The organism is Streptomyces barringtoniae, from assembly GCF_020819595.1.
Lineage (GTDB): Bacteria > Actinomycetota > Actinomycetes > Streptomycetales > Streptomycetaceae > Streptomyces > Streptomyces barringtoniae.
Map to the genome: position 1 here is coordinate 38,240 of NZ_JAJHNP010000012.1, position 17,615 is coordinate 55,854.

17 protein-coding genes are annotated in these 17,615 nt (G+C 72.5%); 8 read left to right on the plus strand and 9 right to left on the minus strand.

All coding sequences use genetic code 11. The features are described from left to right. Positions 1–173 precede the first annotated feature (173 nt). The 3 genes from LMU33_RS22480 to LMU33_RS41715 all read right to left on the minus strand — a co-directional run bounded on the left by LMU33_RS22480 (position 174) and on the right by LMU33_RS41715 (position 3,153). The gene (locus tag LMU33_RS22480) at positions 174–905 is read right to left on the minus strand and encodes a DUF7873 family protein (protein WP_228622325.1); all 732 of its coding nucleotides are present in this window, start codon (positions 903–905) and stop codon (positions 174–176) included. 92 nt (positions 906–997) lie between these two features. Beyond that, positions 998–1,819: an SDR family NAD(P)-dependent oxidoreductase gene (locus LMU33_RS22485; protein WP_228622496.1), complete on the minus strand. Its 822-nt coding sequence runs from the start codon at positions 1,817–1,819 to the stop codon at positions 998–1,000. A 131-nt stretch (positions 1,820–1,950) separates the two neighbouring features. After that, positions 1,951–3,153 (minus strand): PucR family transcriptional regulator, encoded by a 1,203-nt coding sequence (locus LMU33_RS41715; protein ID WP_228622326.1) that lies wholly within the window; start codon positions 3,151–3,153, stop codon positions 1,951–1,953. 172 nt (positions 3,154–3,325) lie between these two features. Here LMU33_RS41715 and LMU33_RS22495 point away from each other — a divergent pair, with 172 nt between their 5' ends. Together LMU33_RS22495 and LMU33_RS22500 are read left to right on the plus strand one after the other, a co-directional pair. Further along, positions 3,326–5,635, plus strand: coding sequence for a molybdopterin cofactor-binding domain-containing protein (locus tag LMU33_RS22495; protein ID WP_228622327.1), 2,310 nt, complete (start codon positions 3,326–3,328; stop codon positions 5,633–5,635). 8 nt (positions 5,636–5,643) lie between these two features. Further along, complete coding sequence (locus LMU33_RS22500) at positions 5,644–6,120, plus strand: (2Fe-2S)-binding protein (protein ID WP_228622328.1); 477 nt, start codon at positions 5,644–5,646, stop codon at positions 6,118–6,120. A gap of 53 nt (positions 6,121–6,173) precedes the next feature. Here the strand turns inward: LMU33_RS22500 and LMU33_RS22505 are convergent, their stop codons facing one another. Together LMU33_RS22505 and LMU33_RS22510 are read right to left on the minus strand one after the other, a co-directional pair. Next, entirely contained in the window at positions 6,174–7,136 is a 963-nt protein-coding gene (locus tag LMU33_RS22505; RefSeq protein WP_228622329.1) for an alpha/beta fold hydrolase, read from the minus strand. Between the two features lie 206 nt (positions 7,137–7,342). Further along, complete coding sequence (locus LMU33_RS22510) at positions 7,343–8,038, minus strand: type 1 glutamine amidotransferase domain-containing protein (RefSeq protein WP_228622330.1); 696 nt, start codon at positions 8,036–8,038, stop codon at positions 7,343–7,345. 117 nt (positions 8,039–8,155) lie between these two features. Here LMU33_RS22510 and LMU33_RS22515 point away from each other — a divergent pair, with 117 nt between their 5' ends. Next, positions 8,156–9,061 carry a LysR family transcriptional regulator gene (locus LMU33_RS22515; RefSeq protein WP_228622331.1) on the plus strand — a complete coding sequence of 302 codons (906 nt, stop codon included), beginning with the start codon at positions 8,156–8,158 and terminating at the stop codon, positions 9,059–9,061. Positions 9,062–9,125: 64 nt separating this feature from the next. Here the strand turns inward: LMU33_RS22515 and LMU33_RS22520 are convergent, their stop codons facing one another. Beyond that, positions 9,126–9,611: a hypothetical protein gene (locus LMU33_RS22520; RefSeq protein ID WP_228622332.1), complete on the minus strand. Its 486-nt coding sequence runs from the start codon at positions 9,609–9,611 to the stop codon at positions 9,126–9,128. Between the two features lie 290 nt (positions 9,612–9,901). On the opposite strand from LMU33_RS22520, the gene LMU33_RS22525 reads away from it, so the two are divergent. Further along, positions 9,902–10,543, plus strand: a complete 642-nt coding sequence (locus tag LMU33_RS22525) for a phosphoribosyltransferase (protein WP_228622333.1) — start codon at positions 9,902–9,904, stop codon at positions 10,541–10,543. Between the two features lie 34 nt (positions 10,544–10,577). Next, complete coding sequence (locus LMU33_RS22530; RefSeq protein WP_228622334.1) at positions 10,578–11,990, plus strand: RtcB family protein; 1,413 nt, start codon at positions 10,578–10,580, stop codon at positions 11,988–11,990. A gap of 48 nt (positions 11,991–12,038) precedes the next feature. Here LMU33_RS22530 and LMU33_RS22535 read toward each other — a convergent pair whose 3' ends face one another. Then, a complete protein-coding gene (locus LMU33_RS22535) occupies positions 12,039–12,497 on the minus strand; it encodes an archease (protein WP_228622335.1) in 459 nt (152 codons plus the stop codon). Positions 12,498–12,763: 266 nt separating this feature from the next. Here LMU33_RS22535 and LMU33_RS22540 point away from each other — a divergent pair, with 266 nt between their 5' ends. Continuing rightward, entirely contained in the window at positions 12,764–13,189 is a 426-nt protein-coding gene (locus LMU33_RS22540; RefSeq protein ID WP_228622336.1) for a CBS domain-containing protein, read from the plus strand. A 104-nt stretch (positions 13,190–13,293) separates the two neighbouring features. Here the strand turns inward: LMU33_RS22540 and LMU33_RS22545 are convergent, their stop codons facing one another. Then, entirely contained in the window at positions 13,294–14,283 is a 990-nt protein-coding gene (locus tag LMU33_RS22545) for an acyl-CoA dehydrogenase family protein (RefSeq protein ID WP_228622337.1), read from the minus strand. After that, on the minus strand, positions 14,283–15,452 hold the full coding sequence (locus tag LMU33_RS22550) for an acyl-CoA dehydrogenase family protein (RefSeq protein WP_228622338.1): 1,170 nt from the start codon (positions 15,450–15,452) through the stop codon (positions 14,283–14,285). Before LMU33_RS22550 ends, LMU33_RS22545 begins: the two co-directional genes overlap by 1 nt. 141 nt (positions 15,453–15,593) lie before the next feature. Between LMU33_RS22550 and LMU33_RS22555 the strand changes: the two genes are divergently transcribed. Continuing rightward, positions 15,594–16,388: an SDR family oxidoreductase gene (locus LMU33_RS22555; protein WP_228622339.1), complete on the plus strand. Its 795-nt coding sequence runs from the start codon at positions 15,594–15,596 to the stop codon at positions 16,386–16,388. 64 nt (positions 16,389–16,452) lie between these two features. Beyond that, positions 16,453–17,610 carry an acetyl-CoA C-acetyltransferase gene (locus tag LMU33_RS22560; protein WP_228622340.1) on the plus strand — a complete coding sequence of 386 codons (1,158 nt, stop codon included), beginning with the start codon at positions 16,453–16,455 and terminating at the stop codon, positions 17,608–17,610. Positions 17,611–17,615 lie beyond the last annotated feature (5 nt).

The window sequence follows — 17,615 nt, forward strand, 5'->3', positions numbered from 1 at the left end:
CGGGCGCTGTGCCGGGGGAAGGACTCGAACCTTCACTGTCACCGTGTCTTCAGGCTGAACTTCAGTGTCAGCTTGCGCTCATCACGCGAACCAGGCCTCAATCCGGCTCGCGCCTGTTGCGCACCCCCGCGCTCGCACGCGGGGGCGATCGTGGATGCTACCCGTGGCCGGTGTCAGCCGAACAGGTAGCCGAACACCGCCTCGCCGACCCGCTGGTCGGTGACCTCGGTGCCGTTGGCCTCCTCGCGGGCGAACTTCACCGCCTGCTGGAGCTTCTCGACCCGCTCCACCAGCTCGTTCACGCGCCGCGCCGGAAGCGATCCGGAGAACTTCACGGTCGTCCAGTACCCGATGGGGACGTCCTCGTAGTACACCTCGACCTGCGCCGGGTGCTTGTCGGTCGCCTCCGCCTTGACATGGTTGCGGGGGACCTTCTTGGTGCGGATCGTGCGCACCGGGTCGGTCTTCCACCAGTCCGTGGACGGGTCGTGCGACCAGGACTCGGCGGCGTCCAGGGTGGGAAGCTTCTTGACGAACGTGTGCAGGTCGGTCAGCTGCTTCTCCAGGAAGAGGAGATAGCTGACCGGGACGTCGGCGAGGATCGTCCGGCCGTCGACCGTGACGTCCGCGCGGGCCGTGCAGTTCGCCCAGTCCTTGGTGGCGGTCACGTCGAACAGCCGGGTGAGCGACGCGGACATCTCCCGGAGCACGTCCTCGGCCTGCACCTGCACCCGCGTCGACTCGGGCGGCAGCTGCTCGCCCTCCTCGTCCTTCGGCTGGTACGTACGCGAGATACCGGCCAGCAACGCCGGCTTCTGCACCTTGTGGTGCGCCGCGGTGATGTCCTGGAGCGACTTGCTCTTGACACCCTTCTCGACAGCGATGATCTGGTTCAACTTCGCCACTTCGGCTCCCCCTTCGAACACGCAGGAACGTACCTCACCGGCTCGAACACGCGCACTCGCTTTTCACACGCCAGGGGGTGACCCCGCCGGTGTCACAGGTCCGCGTCGGTGCGCGGTGCGATGCGGAAGTCGAACGCGAGGGTCCCGGGATCCAGGGCCGTCGCCCCGCCGTCGACCGTGAGCACCGCACCGTTGACATAGGACGCCGCCGGGGAGATCAACCAGCCGATCGTCTCGGCGACTTCACGCGGCTCGCCCGGCCGGCCCATGGGCAGCGGCCTGGTCGCCTCCGCGTAGGCGGAGTCCACACCGCCGTCCCCCAGACCCGCTTCCCGGGCGAAACGCGCCATGCGCCGGTCGGCCATCTCGGTCCTCACCCAGCTGGGGCACACCACGTTGGCGCGCACCCCCGCGCGCCCGTAGTCGACGGCCACGGAACGGCACAGCGACAGCAGAGCGGCCTTGGACACGGCGTACGGGGCATTGCCCGGGCCGTTGAGCAGGGCGGACACCGACGCGACCGCCACGACCGCGCCCCGCGCCCGGACCAGATGGGGGATCGCCGCGCGCAGCAGCAGCATCGGGCCGGTGACGTTGGTGCGCATCACCTCGTCCCAGTCCGCCGGCGACAGGTTCCCGACGGTGCCGCCGCGTCCGATGCCCGCGTTGAGCACGACACCGTCCAGTCGGCCATGCGCGTCGAGGGCCGTACGGACAAGGCCCTCGGCGGCGTCGGGGTCGCCCACGTCGGACGGGTGGGCCAGTGCGCCGGTCTCCTCCTCAAGCCGCCGCAGCGGTTCCGCCCGGCGCCCGGAGACCACCACCTGGTGCCCCTGCTCGCGCAGCAACCGGGCGGTGGCCTCGCCGATGCCGGAGCCGGCGCCGGTCACGATGACAACTCGCTCGTCCATCAGATTGGTTCAGCTTTCTGTTCCGGGAGCACGCGGGAAACCGATCGTAGAAGCGACCGCGCACCCGGCCTCCCGTTACCGGCGATCTTGAGACAGGGGGGCGTGCGGTCCCGGCGCCCGGGCGCCGGGAGCGGTCAGTGCGGGGCGGGTGACCCCGGCCGGCCGCTCAGGCGCACGGCCTCGAGGGCGATGTAGAGCTCGGCGGAGGACTCCGCGTCGGTGGTGCGGCGGCCGGTCAGTTCGGCGATGCGGTTGAGGCGGTACAGGACCGTGTTCCGGTGGCAGTGCAACCGGCCGGCCGCCGCCGTCGTCGATCCGCCGCAGGCGAACCAGGCGTGCAGGGTCTCCAGCAGGGTGGCCTGTTCCCGCGGGGGCAGGGCGAGGAGGGGGCCGAGAACCGCCCGGGCGACTTCCTCGGCCATGTCGGGGGACGCGGCCGCCAGGAGCGAGACCGGTGCGCTGCCGTACAGATGGGTACCGCCCGTGCCGTACGGAAGGCACTGCACGGCCAGTTGGGCCTGCCGCCAGGCCCCCGGGGCCTTCACGGGTGAGGTGAAGGCGCGGCTGACCCCGACACGGGACAGCGCGATGTCGGACAGCCGGCCGACCGCATGCGTGATGGCCTGTTCGTTCGGGAGGGACAGCAGGCCCACCCAGGACCCTATCGGCTGAATCCACTCGGAGCCGATTCCGGCGGCACGCAGGCGGCTGCGCACGCTGGGCAGTGGTTCGACCCCGTCGTGGACTTCGGCGCAGACCACCAGAAAGGGGCCCTGCCGGTCGAGGTCCAGCACGCGCGCGATCTCCCACGCGCTCGCACCGGTGCCGGCCCTGCCGTCGAGCAGGGTGGTGAGCATCGTGCTCCGGGCCGTGGTGTCGCGACGCGACTGTTCCTCGACGGCGGCCCGGTAGGCGTCGGCAGCCGCACTGGAGTAGTCGTCGATGGCCGCCCAGATGTCGGAGGCCATGTGCAGCAGCTGGACCGTGCTCTCCTCGTCCACGGCGGTCGCGAGCAGCCGGTCCCAGACGAAGCGGCCGGCCAGCCGGTAGGCGTGCAGGAGTGCGGCCAGCGGGATGCTCTGCGCGGCCTTCAGCCGGCCGGCGGCGCGGGGTGCCTCGAGCGTCGTGGGCCGCCCCTGCAGCGCCGCGAACAGCGTGGACAGGTTGTCCCGCACCACAACGCGCAGCTGTTCCCGGCCGATCAGCGTGCTCTCGGCGTACGAGTGCTCGCCCCCGAGGATCTCGTCGGTGAGGTCCTGCGCGAGCCGGTCCACCTCGGTCAGCAGGCGGCCGACCAGCTCGACGACCCGGTCGGCGGCCCTCAGCTGCGTCGTCACGGGCGCAGTGTAGTCCGGGGGATTGTGCGCCGGCACAGTCCCGCGGCGCCTTTTCCCGCCCCCTGCCTATGGCCGAAACCGGTGGCGAGAGGTGGAATCACCGGCGGCGCGTCTCACCGGCGTCGCGCGGATCGGGCATGTGCACAAGTCGTGGCGGATCGAAGGAGATCGTATGGACGGCGTACCCGGAACGGCCGGGATGGGGCGGCGGAGATTCCTCGGGTATGTGCTGGCCGCCTCGACGCTGACCGTGGCCGCCGAACTCGGTGAGGCCGTGCTCGCGCCGGACGAGGCGGCGGCCGTCGTGCCCTCCGTGCCCGGTCCGGCGGAGATCTACGACCTCAACGACATGCTCACCGATGCGGCACTGCCGACGGCGAACCTGATCACGATCCGGATCGACAGCGACGGCACGGCTTCCTTCGCGCTGCCCCGCGCGGAGGTCGGGCAGGGCATCACGACGTCCAGTGCCATGCTGATCGCCGAGGAACTGGACCTGCCGCTGGACCGGATCCGGGTCATGCTCGCGGACGCGCGGCCGGAGCTGCTGTTCAACCAGCTCACCGGGGGCTCCAACACCACGATCTCGACCTTCACACCGATCCGGGTGGCCGCCGCGGTGGCCAGGGGCCGGCTGCTGCGGGCGGCGGCCCTGGAACTCGGGGAGGCCCTGGACACCCTGACCGCCAAGGCCGGGGTCATCACCTCGTCGTCGAGCGGTCGCAGCCTCACCTACGGTGAACTCGCCGGAAAAGCAGCATCGGTGACGATAGGTCAGGTCCCGGCCGAGCTCAAGGGGGCCGCGCAGTTCGAGGTCATCGGCACCGCGCGGGGGCGTATCGACGCGCGGGAAGCGGTGACCGGGCGCAAGACGTTCGCCATGGACCTGCAGATCCCCGACGCCCTGCCGACGATGGTGTGCCGGCCCCCGACGATCAACGGCACCGTGCGCGCGGTGGAGAACCTCGCCGAAGTGCGGGCGATGCCCGGCGTCACGGATGTCGTGGCCGTCTCCACCGGTGTCGCCGTCCGCGGCCGTACGTTCGGTCAGTGCATCGACGCCGTGCGCGCGCTGAAGGTCTCCTGGGGTCCTGGAACGGCCGACGCGCAGAGCGACGACACCATCCGCGACGAACTCCGCAAGGCCGAACTCCCGCTTCCCGCACTGGACCTGCTGACCAGGTCGGTCGACGCCCGGTTCACCTTCCACTTCGCGAGCAACAGCGCGCTGGAGACCAACTGTGCCGTCGCCGACGTACGAGACGACTCGGCCGAGATCTGGGGAAGCCTGAAGTCCCCGGTCGTCGCCCAGGAGCAGATCGCGCTGAAGCTGGGGCTGCCCGTCTCCGCGGTGAAGGTCCATGTCACCGAGGGCGGCGGTTCGTTCGGCCGGAAGCTCTTCCACGACGCCGCCGCGGAGGCCGCCGAGGTCTCGAAGGCGATGGGCAAGCCGGTCAAGCTGATGTGGCACCGCACCGACGACTTCCGGCAGGGCCGCACCCACCCGATGGCCACCTCGCGCGTGCGCGCCACGTACGCGCTCGGCCAGGTGCTCACCTACGACCAACGGCACACCTCCGTCGCCACCGACTTCGGCCACGGTGTCGGCGAGATCATCACGGCGCAGGCGGCGCGGCTGCCCGTCGGTGACCTGACCTTCTCCGAGACGATCTTCGCGCTCAGCCAGCAGACGCCGTACGACTTCGGTGTCGTCACCCAGCTGCTCGGCGAGACCGACAAGGGCTTCAACACCGGCTCCATGCGCAACATCTACTCGCCCAACGTGCGCTGTGCGCAGGAACTGGTCGTCGACGAGCTGGCCAGGCGGATGGGCAAGGACCCGTACCGGTTCCGCCGGGAGTTCCTCAAGGACGCGCGGGCGCGGGCCGTCCTCGACAAGGTGGCCGAGGCCGGGAACTGGGGGCGGAGCATGCCCGCCGGGACGGCGCAGGGCATCGCGCTCCATCCGGAGTACCACGCCTGCGTCGCCGTCCTCGCCGAGATCGACTGCCGGCCGGAGACCACCGGCCGCACGGTCCGCGACGCCTGCACCGGTCCCCGCGTCACCAAGGTCGTGTGCGCCGTCGACGTGGGTCTCGCGGTCAACCCGCGAGGCCTCGAGGCGCAGATGATGGGCGGCATCATGGACGGCATCGCGATCACCCTCAGCGCCGGCCTCCACCTCGCGGACGGCCACTTCCTGGAAGGAAGTTGGGACAACTACTTCTACACCCGGCAGTGGAACACCCCGCCCGAGCTGGACATCGTCGTCATGCCGCCGACCACCGGGGAGCCCGGCGGTGCGGGCGAGCTCGCCGTGGCGGGTGCGGCCGCCGCCGTGGCCTGCGCCTACGGCCGGGCCACGGGCACCATGCCGACGAGTTTCCCGATCAACCACGCCGGGCCGCTCGGCTTCGAGCCGCTGCCCACCACGCCGCCGATCCCCGCGTCCCCCACCGACGGACTCGACCGCGCCTTCTAGGAGACCACGTGCCCGAACACACCTTCATCCTCAACGGCAAGCGGGTGACCGTCGACATCGAGGACGACGTCCGGCTGCTGTGGGTGCTCAGAGACGTCCTCGGCGTCACCGGGCCGAAGTACGGCTGCGGTCTCGGCGTCTGCCAGGCCTGCACCAGCCACATCAACGGCAAGGCGTTCAACCCGTGTTCGGTGCCGGTGCAGGACATCGGCGCCGACGACGAGATCACCACCATCGAGGGCCTGCCCGCCACCGTCGGCCGCGACCTGCATCCCATGCAGGAGGCCTGGCTGGAGTACGACGTCGCGCAGTGCGGCTACTGCCAGCCCGGTCAGATCATGACCGCCGTCGCCAAGGTCCGCCAGGCCCGCGAGGAGGGTCGCGAGATCACCGAGGCGGACCTCGACGAGATCCGCAACGTCTGCAGGTGCGGCACCTATCACCGCATACGGCAGGCGATCACGGCCGGAGCGAAGAAGTACTGAGCGGCTGACCGGCCACGACGGGTGATGTCGGTGATCCGGGTTGCCGGGAGCCGTCAGGAGCCGGTGCCTGGGAAGCCGATGCAGGAGCCGAGGAAGCGGAGGAGCGCGGCGTTGACCTCCTCGGGGCGCTCCTGCTGGACCCAGTGACCGGCGCCTTCCAGGACGACGTGCTCGCGCAGGTCGGTGAGGACGGCACCGAGGTGCTGTGCGGGCATGAACATGGCGACGGGATCCCGGGAGCCGGTGAGGAAGAAGGACGGCTGCGTGATGGGGCGGCCCTCCAGTTCCCGGGTCAGCGCCCAGTTGCGGTCCATGGTGCGGTAGTAGTTGAGGCCACCGGTGAAGCCGGTCTCCTCGAACGTCTTGACGTAATGGGCCAACTCCTCCTCGCTGAGCCACGGCGGGGGCGGGAGTTCCGTCTCGTCGCGCGACGCCCATTCGGCGGAGTAGATCTCCCGTGCGACGAGCGTCCGGCGGACGTTCCGCGCCAGGGCCTCGTCCGCGACTCCGGGCTCCTGGAACCACACCATGTAGAAGTCGTCGCCCAGACGCGAGCGAAGGACGGGCAGCGGCGGGACGGGGGAGCGCGGGGTGACGGGGACGCTCAGGCCGGCCACGGCACGCACCCGTTCGGGGTGCAGCCAGGCCATGTGCCACACGACGTTCGCTCCCCAGTCGTGTCCCACGAAGACCGCGTCCTCGGCGCCGACGTCGTCCAGGAGACCCGCGAGGTCCCCGCACAGCTTCAGCACGTCGTACGCCTCGACGTCCCCCGGCCGTGAGCTTCCCCCGTAGCCGCGCATGTCGGGCGCGAGGACCCGGTACCCGGCCTCGGCCAGGGCGAAGACCTGATGGCGCCAGGAGAAGGCGAGCTCGGGGAACCCGTGGCACAGCACGACCGGCGGTGTGCCGGCCCTGTGCCGGCCGTGCTCGAAGACGCGCAGTGTGATGCCGTTGGTCGCGACATCACGCGACTCCAGACGCTCCCAGTCGGCGAGTGAGGCCTTCGTCGTCATGTGCCGGCGCACCGCCAATCGGCTGATCCCCCGAGCGAACGCGCCCTGCTCGACGGGGGAGTTGTCAGTGTTGAACTTGACGTTCGGTTTCAACCCTACAGCGCACGAGCACCCGGGGTCCGGCCCGTGATCGACCTGGTCGCGCTTGTCGCGGACGTGCGGGCAGAGCGCTGACCGGCCTCGTCGAGCCGGCCGGCGCTCGCTGTTCAGCCCAGCTTCTTCAGCAGCTCGGCGGCGAGCGGCGCCGAGGAGGCGGGGTTCTGCCCGGTGACCAGGTTGCGGTCGACGACCACGTTCGGCGCCCACGGCTCGCCGGCCTGGACGTCGACGCCCGCCTCTTCGAGCCGCGTCTGCAGCAGCCACCTGGCCTTGTCGGCGAAGCCCGCCTGCGTCTCCTCGGCGTTGGTGAACGCGGCCACCCGGTAACCGGCGAAGGCGTTGGAACCGTCGCCCTTCTCGGCGGCGAGCAGCGCGGCCGGGGCGTGGCAGACCACGCCCAGCGGCTTGCCGGAGCCCAGCGCGTCGACGAGGAGCCGGCCGGAGGCGGCGTTGACGGCGAGGTCCTCCATGGGGCCGTGGCCGCCGGGGTAGAAGACGGCGTCGTAGTCGTCCAGGCGGACGTCCTCCAGCCGGATCGGGTTCTCGATCTCGGCCATGGAGGCGAGGACGGCGGCGATCCGGTCGGCGCCTTCCTGGCCGCCGTTGACCTCGGGCGCGAGGCTGCCGCGGTCGACGGCGGGGACGACGCCGCCGGGCGTGGCGACGACGATCTCGTGACCGGCTGCCCTGAACGCCTCGTACGGGGCGACGGCCTCCTCGGCCCAGAAGCCGGTGGGGTGCTTGGTGCCGTCGGCCAGCGTCCAGTGGTCGACGCCGGTCATCACGAAGAGGATCTTCGACATGGTGCTTCTTCCGGGAGGGGAGAAAGATTTCGCTCTCGAACGTAGGGCTCCCAGCCATTCGTTTCCAATGAGGACTCCAATGGCAGACATTGGAACTTCTATGGCTACATTGGATGCGTGAGCGATAACCCCCTCGATCTGAACCTGCTGCGCACGTTCCTCGCGGTGTACCGGTCGGGTTCGTTCACCGGCGCCGCCCAGCTGCTGGGTCTGTCGCAGCCCACGGTGACGACACAGATGCGCACCCTGGAACGGCAGACGGGGCGGGAGCTGTTCGAACGGCTGCCGCGAGGCGTCGCGCCGACGGCCGTGGCGGACGAGCTGGCGGTGCGGGTCGCGCCGGGGCTCGACCTGCTCGCCGCCGTGGCCGGTCCGGATCCTGCGGAGGGCCGTACGGCCGAGCCGGTGCACCTCGCCGGTCCCGCCGAGCTCCTGTGCACCGGCGTGCTGCCGGCGCTGGCGCCGCTCGTGGCGGACGGGGTGCGGCTGCGGGTGGCGACGGGTCTGACCGACGCGCTGCTCGAGGAGCTGCGGGCGGGCCGCCACGACCTGGTGATCGCCACACTCCGCCCCCGGGGCCGTACGCTGTCCGCGGTGCCGTTGCTGGACGAGGAGTTCGTGCTGGTGGCGGCGCCCGCGTGGGCCGAGCGGCTGAAGGAGCCGCTCGCCGCCGAGGGCCCCTCGGTCCTGCACTCGGTTCCGCTGGTGACGTACGCGGAGGACCTGCCCATCGCCCGCCGCTACTGGCGGCACGTCTTCGGCCGCCGGCTCTCCTGCCCCGCCGCCGTCACCGTGCCGGACCTGCGCGGAGTCAAGGCCGCGGTCGTCGCCGGCGCGGGCTTCACCGTGCTGCCCCGCTATCTGTGCGCCGGTGAACTGGCCTCCGGTGCCCTCGTCCCCCTGCACGAGCCCGACGACCCTCCGATCAACACCGGCTACCTGGTCGAGCGACCGGGCGTTCCCGACAACCCGGACGTGATCCGCGTCCGCGACCACCTGCTGCGTGCCGTCGGTGGCCGGTGACGGCACGGCCGGTGGACCACCAGCCCTGCAACCGCGGAGAGCGGCACGTCCCGGACGCCGTCGATCAGGGGGCACGCTCTTCGCGCGGGCGCCTCTCGGCGCCCCCGGGCAGGGGGCGGGCGGCGCTCCCGCCGGAGGTCTCCTCGGGAACCGGAACCGGCTGCCGGTAGCGCGTGGAGGTGTCGATCCTCGGCGCCGTACGGCCGAGCCGCTGGGCCGTGGCCCTCGCCTCGTCGTCGTCCGGTACGGACACCGCGAGGAGCCGGAAGGGAGCCGAGGGCCGCAGTTCCAGGACGACGGCGGGTCTGCCGGGCCGCAGGGCCACGAAGTCCGTGCCGCCGGCGTGGCCGCGCGTGCCGATGGACCAGCCGCCGGGAATCCAGGTGCCGCGCTGCCGGTCTCCGCGCAGGGCGCGCCACCAGGCGGCTTCGACCGTCACCCGGCACACCGCCGCCAGCGGCACCCGCACGTCACCGCGGCGGGCGGCCGCCCTCTGCCACCACGACAGGCGTACGACCACGTCGTCCCCGTCGACGAGAATGCGTGCCATCGCTCAGCTCCTCCGTTCCATACTCGTCGCTCGTCCGCGCGGCCGCCGTCTGCCGCCGCGGGCGTTGCCGCTCGTCGGCCGAGCTCCCGAGGCCGCGGACACGGCGGTGCGTGTCCCGTGTCGTGGCGGTGTTGTCCGGGTACCCGGCCGGGGCGCCGGAGGGAGGTGACCCGTGTCCGTCCGGTCGTCCGAGTGCGAGCAGGCGCACCTGCCGGGCGCGAGCCGTCGTACGACCCCACGTCGTGGCCCGGTGACGAGCACGGCGCAGATGTGGAAGGAGTCGACTGGGCATGCGGTTTCATGATCGCGTCCACGCCGGCCGGGAGCTGGCCGAGCGGCTGCGCATCCGGCAGGAGGCGGGGGCACTGACGCATCCGGTCGTGCTGGCCCTGCCGCGCGGCGGGGTGATGGTGGCCCGCGAAGTGGCGCGGGCGCTGGAGGCACCGCTCGACGTGGTGGTCGCACGCAAGATCGGCGCGCCGTTCCAGGAGGAGCTGGGCGTCGGGGCGGTCGCCGGTGACGATCCTCCGCTGTTCGACAAGCGGACCCTGGACGAACTCGGTCTGACCGAGGAGGGCCTCGAGGAGGCGGTGGAGCGGGAGCGGGCCGAGCTGCACCGCCGGGAGCAGCGGTACCGGGAGGGCCGGCCCGCGCCCGAGGTGCGCGACCGTACCGTGATCGTGGTGGACGACGGGGTGGCCACCGGGGCGACCGCGCGGGCGGCGCTGCGCTGGCTGCGCCGGCAGTCGCCGGAGCGGCTGGTGCTGGCTGCGCCGGTGTGTTCGCCGCAGGCGGCCGAACTGCTGCGCGGCGAGGCCGACGAGGTGCTCTGCCTGCAGCGGCCGACCGTGTTCCTGGCCGTGGGGGAGTGGTACGAGGACTTCGAGCAGCTGACGGACGACGACGTGCTCGCCGCGCTGCGCGGGCAGTGAACCCAGGGCGTGCCGGGCCGGGGCGGAGGCCGCGATGGAGTTGGTCGAGGAACGTTCCTTCCGCTACCGCATCGAGCCGCACGCGGGCATGCGGGTGCCCGGGGTCGTGTTCGCCTCCCGGGAGCTGCTCCGGGACGCCGAGCAGTCCCTGCAACAGGTCGTGCACGTGGCCACGCTGCCCGGCATCGTCGCCGCCTCGTACGCCATGCCCGACATCCACTGGGGGTACGGCTTCCCCATCGGCGGTGTCGCCGCCACCGACGTGGACGCCGGCGGGGTGGTCTCGCCGGGCGGCGTCGGCTTCGACATCTCCTGCGGGGTGCGGCTGCTGGCCGCCGACTGCGACGGCGACACGCTCCGGCCCGTGCTGACCGCCGTGATGGACGGCCTGGACCGGGCGATTCCGCGCGGGGCCGGTCCCGGCGGCGTGTGGCGCCTCACCGGCCCCGGAGAGCTGGGGCGGCTGCTGGACGGCGGCTCCCGCTACGCCGTGGAACAGGGCCACGGGGAGGAACGCGACCTGCTGCGCTGCGAGGACGGCGGCGCGGTCGCCGACGCGGACGTGACCCAGGTGGGGCAGCGGGCCCGGGAGCGGGGCCTCGGCCAGGTGGGCAGCCTGGGCTCCGCCAACCACTTCCTTGAGGTACAGCAGGTTGCCGAGGTGTACGACGGCCCGGCCGCGGCCGCCTTCGGGATCGGGCCGGGCCAGGTGTGCGTGATGATCCACTGTGGCTCGCGCGGGCTCGGACACCAGATCTGCACCGACCATGTGCGGCTCATGGACCGCGCCATGGCCCGCTACGGCATCTCCGTGCCCGACCGGCAGCTCGCCTGCACGCCGGTCGACTCGCCCGAGGGCCGGGACTATCTCGGGGCCATGGCCGCCGCCGCCAACTACGGCCGGGCCAACCGGCAGTTGCTGTCCGACGCGGCGCGTGGCGTGTTCCGGCGCGCCGCCGGTACCGGGCTGACGCTGGTGTACGACGTCTCCCACAACCTCGCCAAGATCGAGACGCACCCGGTGGACGGTCAGCGGCGGCGGCTGTGCGTGCACCGCAAGGGCGCCACCCGGGCCTTCCCGCCCGGACATCCCGAACTGCCCGAGGACATACGGGAGTTCGGACAGCCGGTGCTGATCCCCGGCACCCTCGGCACGGCCTCGTACGTACTCGCCGGCGTGGACCGGGGCGACGCCTTCCACTCCACCTGCCATGGTGCGGGCCGCACCATGAGCCGTCATCAGGCCGCGCGCAGCATCACCGGCAGTGAACTGCGGGCGCGGCTGCGGCACGCCGGCATCGCCGCGCGCCCGAAGTCCTGGCGCGGTCTGACGGAGGAGACACCGGAGGCGTACAAGGACGTCGACGCCGTCGTCGCCGCGAGCGAGGGCGCGGGGCTGTGCCGGAAGGTGGCCCGGCTGGTGCCGCTCGGGGTGGTGAAGGGCTGACACCGGTGGCCTTCGGGTGCCCGGGCGGGCAGGGGTGCGCGGGTGCGGTCACACGTCCACGATCACCGTGCAGGACCATCCGTACGCGTCCGGGCCGATGTGCAGCTCCTGCCAGGAGGCACCCTTGGGCGCTGCACCGATGACGGTGACGTTCGCCAGGTCGGCGAGCGACAGCCGTACCGCCAGCCCGCCGTCGTCGGTGGGCTCCGCTTCCACGTCGACGGGGATCCGGCCGGTCACCTCGAGCCGGTAGACCACCTCGTCCAGCAGCGCGACCAGCAGGTCCGCGTCGTCTCCTGGGGCGAGACGGACCCGTTCCATCGTGGTGGGGTGCGCCTCGGACACATCGGCGAAGGCCTCGACCATGGCGCGTACGGCCTCGGTCAGGCACTGTTCCCGGGTGGTGCCCCAGGCCTGCAGACGGGTGTCGGCCGTGTGCGGCATCGAGCAGTGACCGTTCTCGCCCTCGCGCCGCGCGCGCAGCTCGTCGCTGATGTCACCCACCATGGCCGCCGTGATCCCTTCTGCGACTCCCCCTCGGGTTCCATCGTCACTCGCCGGGCCCGACGGCGCCATGTCTGCTCCCCGCCGCCCGCTTCGGACAGACCGCCCGGTGCGGACAGGCCGCCCGTTGCGGACAGCCGGTGTGGCCGCGGTCCGCCGGGAAACCACGTGCGGCGCATACCGCACGAGACGGTTTGCCCGCGCCGTCCCGGGCTACGCGGGCGGTCGAGGCGGTACCGCCTCACCATCCCGGATCCAGGAGGTGCCCGATGACACGGCGGATACGTGACGTGATGTCGCCAGGCGCGGTGGCGGTGGAGCCGATGACCACGGTGGAACGGGCGGCGCTCCTCATGCGGGAGCACGACATCGGTGACGTACTGGTCGCCTACGACTGCGATCTGTTCGGAGTGCTCACCGACCGCGACATCGTGGTGCGGACGCTCGCCGTGGGACTGGACCCGCACACCACCACGGCCGGCACGGTCTGCAGCCGGCCGCCGGTGCTGACCCTGACTCCCGAGGACACCACGGACCACGCCGTCGAGCTGATGCGCCGGCACGGCCTGCGCCGGCTCCCCGTCGTGGAACGCGGCGGCTGCCCGGTCGGGTTCGTCAGCATCGGTGACCTGGCGGCCGTGGAGGACCCCCACTCGGCGCTGGCGGAGATCAGCAGGGCGGAACCCAACCACTGAACCGTCCCCCGCCGGCCGGTACCCGAGAGCGCATCGCCCCGCCCGTGACCGCCGCCGCGGGGACGGGGTCGGGCGAACAGTGGGTTTCGAGCGGGTGACAGCCGTCAGGGCGCGAGTACCCGGCCCCGGCAGGCCGACGGTGTGCCCCAGGAGGTGCGCAGTGCGCGGGCCTTGCGGATCCACAGGGACAGGTCCGGTTCCTCGGTGTAGCCGAGGGCGCCGTGCAACTGCAGGGCGCTGCGCGCCGCGGCGTACGCGGCCTCGCAGGCGCAGACCTTCGCCGCGGCGACCTCGCGCCCGCACCCGGCGTCGCCACGCTCCATCGCCAACGCGGCCGCGAGGAGCAGCGGTTGGGTGAACTCCAGGGCGATCAGCGTGTCGGCCAACCGGTGCCTGACGGCCTGGAAGGAGCCGATGGCCACCCCGAACTGCCTGCGCGTGCGCACGTGTTCGACGGTCCGGTCCAGCAGGGCGCGGCCCAGCCCGAGGGCCTGCGCGGCGGTGGTCAGCGCCGCGACCTCGGCGGCGTGCGCGGCCGCGGCGGCGACGGCCGGCCCCCGGGCCAGCACGGTGCCGCCGAGCGGTCGGGCCGGCCGCCGGGCCGGGTCGAGCGAGCGCTGTACGGGACCGTGCGCCTCGGCCAGGCGCAGGGTGTCGCCCTCGACGACGAACACCGCGTCGGCGGCGTCAGCGTCCAGTGCGTAGGGACTGTCGGGGGACAGCAGGCACACCGAGGCGACGACCTTGCCGGCGGCGATCCCCGGCAGCCATGCAGCGGCCGTCGTCGCATCGCCCAGCCGGTCCAGGAGGGCCGCCGCCGCGACCGTCTCGGCCAGCGGGCCCGGCACCGCATGGCGGCCCAACTCCACGAAGGCGAGGCCGAGTTCGACCGGCAGGGCGCCCAGCCCGTCGTAACGCTCCGGTATCCCGAGCGCGAACACCCCGGCCTCGGCCAGCCTGTTCCACAGCGCGCGGCCGGGGCCGGTGTCACCGGCCGCCCAGGACCGTACGACGTCCGGCGTGCCCGCCGCCGTCAGCATCGCGTCCAGTGAACGGGCGAAGTCGCGCTGCTCGGCGTCGAGGAGGAAGCGCATCACCGGCGTCCCTTCGGCAGGCCGAGCAGCCGCTCGGCGATGATGTCGCGCTGGATCTCGTTGGTGCCCGCGTAGATGGGACCGGCCAGGGAGAAGACGTAGCCCTCGGTCCAGCCGCCGTGCGCGGGTGCCTCGTCGGCGTCGTCGGCGAGGTCGCCGTAGGGGCCGAGGAGATCGAGCGCGGTCTCGTGCAGGGCGATGTCCAGCTCGGACCAGAACACCTTGTTGAGGCTCGACTCCGCCCCGATCGAGCCTCCCGCAGCCAGGCGTGAGGCGGCCGCGTAGGCGAACAGCTGGTAGGCGCGGGCGCCGATCACCGCGTCGGCGACCCGGTCGCGCAGCGCGGTGTCGGACGGGTCGGCGGCGGAGTGCCACAGCGCGGTGAGGCGGTCGGCGGCGGCCGTGAACCGGCCGGGGCTGCGCAGGGTGAGCCCGCGCTCGTTGCCCGCCGTGCTCATCGCCACCCGCCAGCCCTGGCCGGGCTCGCCGATGACGTCCGCGTCGGGCACGAACACCTCGTCGAGGAAGATCTCGGCGAAGGCGGGCTTGCCGTCGAGCCGCCCGATGGGCCGCACCGTCACCCCCTCCGCGTCCAGCGGGAACATCAGGTACGTCAGCCCGTGGTGCGGCTGGTCGGCGTCGGGGTCGCTGCGGAACAGGCCGAAGGCGCGGTCGGCGAACGCCGCCCGCGACGACCAGGTCTTCTGCCCGCTCACGCGCCAGCCGCCCTCGCTGCGTACGGCCGTGGAGCGCAGCGAGGCGAGGTCGGAGCCCGACTCCGGTTCGGACCAGGCCTGCGCCCAGATCACCTCGCCGCTCGCCATGGGCGGCAGGACGCGGGCGCACTGCTCCGGCGTGCCGTGCTCGAAGAGGGTGGGGGCGAGCAGGTTGATGCCGTTCTGGCTGACCCGGCCGGGCGCACCGGCCGCGTAGTACTCCTCCTCGAAGATCAGCCACCGCAGCAGCGAGGCGCCCCGGCCGCCGTACTCCTCGGGCCAGGAGACCACCGACCAGCGGTCGGCGAACAGGGTGCGCTCCCAGTCCCGGTGGGCCGCGAACCCCTCCGCCGTCTCCAGCGAGGGCAGCGGGGCGCCGGGCAGATGGCCGGCGAGCCAGGCGCGGGCCTCGGCGCGGAAGGCGTCGTCCGCGGCGGAGAAGTCGAGGTCCATCAGCTGCCCGCCTCCTCGGGGCCGGTCCGGTCGACGAAGTGCTCGGTACGGACAGCGGACATCCGCCCTCCCTTCCCTAACAAGTGTTTGGTAGGTTAACGTAACGGCCCGTCAGCCGTCGAGAGCCGTCCGGAGCCGCGCATGCCCGTGACCACGCCCCCGCCGCCCTACGTCCCCGGCCACGGCCTCCTTCAGGGCCGTACCGCCGTGGTCACCGCCGCCGCGGGCGCCGGCATCGGGGGTGCGACCGCGCGCCGGCTGCTGGAGGAAGGCGCCCGTGTCGTGCTCTCCGACGCCCACGCCCGCAGGCTCAAGGAGTCGGAGGCCGCGCTGGCCGCGGAGTTCGGCGCGGACCGCGTCGCGGCGCTGCCCTGCGACGTCACCGCAGAGGACCAGGTCGGTGCTCTTTTCGACTTCGTGGAGGAGCGGCACGGGCGCCTGGACGTCGTCGTCAACAACGCCGGACTCGGCGGGACCGCCGACCTGGCCGAGATGACCGACGAGCAGTGGGACAAGGTCCTCGACGTCACCCTGGGCGGCACCTTCCGCTGCACCCGCGCCGCGCTGCGCCGGATGAAGGCGGCGGGCGCCGGGGGCGTCGTCGTCAACAACGCCTCGGTGATCGGCTGGCGGGCGCAGCGGGGCCAGGCGCACTACGCCGCCGCCAAGGCCGGGGTCATGGCCCTCACCCGCTGCGCCGCCCTGGAGGCCGCGGAGTACGGCGTGCGGGTGAACGCCGTCTCGCCCAGCCTCGCCATGCACCCGCACCTGGTGAGGGTCACCACGCCGGAACTCCTGGAGGAACTGACCGCCCGGGAGGCATTCGGCCGCTGGGCCGAGCCCTGGGAGGTGGCCAACGTCATCGTCTTCCTGGCCAGCGGATACTCGTCGTATCTGACCGGGGAGGTCCTGTCCGTCAGCAGCCAGCACGCCTGAGGCGAGGATGACCGGGCGCGGGCCGATGAAACCGCAGACACCAAGGATCCCGTGAGGAGTGGCCATGGCCGAGGCATACATCGTGGAAGCGGTCCGCACCCCGGTCGGCAGGCGGGGCGGCGGGCTCGCCGCCGTCCACCCGGCCGATCTCGGCGCCCACGTGCTGACGGCGCTGATGGAGCGCTCGGGCGTCGACCCGGCCGCCGTCGAGGACGTCGTCCTCGGCTGCGTGGACACCGTCGGCCCGCAGGCCGGCGACATAGCCCGCACCTGCTGGCTGGCCGCCGGGCTGCCCGAGGAGGTGCCGGGCGTGACGGTGGACCGCCAGTGCGGCTCCTCCCAGCAGGCCCTGCACTTCGCCGCACAGGGAGTGCTCTCGGGCACGCAGGACCTCGTGGTCGCGGGGGGCGTGCAGAACATGTCGATGATCCCGATCGCCTTCGCCACCCGCCAGGCCGCCGAACCCCTGGGGCTCACCCAGGGCCCCTACGCCGGCTCCGGGGGCTGGCGGGCCCGCTACGGCGACCGGCCGGTCAACCAGTTCACCGGCGCCGAGATGATCGCCGAGAAGTGGGGCATCTCCCGCCGCGACATGGAGGAGTTCGCGCTGCGCTCCCACCAGCGGGCCGTACGCGCGATCGACGAGGGCCGCTTCGACCGCGAACTCGTCGCCCACGGCGAGGTGACCCGCGACGAGGGCCCCCGCCGCGACACCACCCTGGAGAAGATGGCGGGTCTGAAGCCGGTGGTCGAAGGCGGCCGGCTGACCGCGGCCGTCTCCTCCCAGGTCTCCGACGGCGCCTCCGCCCTGCTGATCGCGAGCGAACGAGCCGTACGGGAGCACGGTCTGACGCCCCGCGCCCGCGTCCACCACCTCTCGGTGCGCGGCGAGGACCCCATCCGGATGCTGTCCGCGCCTATCCCGGCCACGGCCTACGCCCTGAAGAAGGCCGGGATGACCCTTGACGACATCGACCTCGTGGAGATCAACGAGGCCTTCGCCTCCGTGGTGCTCGCCTGGCTGCAGGAGACCGGCGCCGACCCGGAGAAGGTCAACGTCAACGGCGGCGCCATCGCCCTCGGCCACCCGCTGGGCGCCACCGGCACCAAGCTCATGACCACGCTGCTGCACGAACTGGAGCGCACCGGCGGACGCTACGGCCTGCAGACCATGTGCGAGGGCGGCGGCCAGGCCAACGTCACCATCGTCGAGCGGCTCTGACGCCG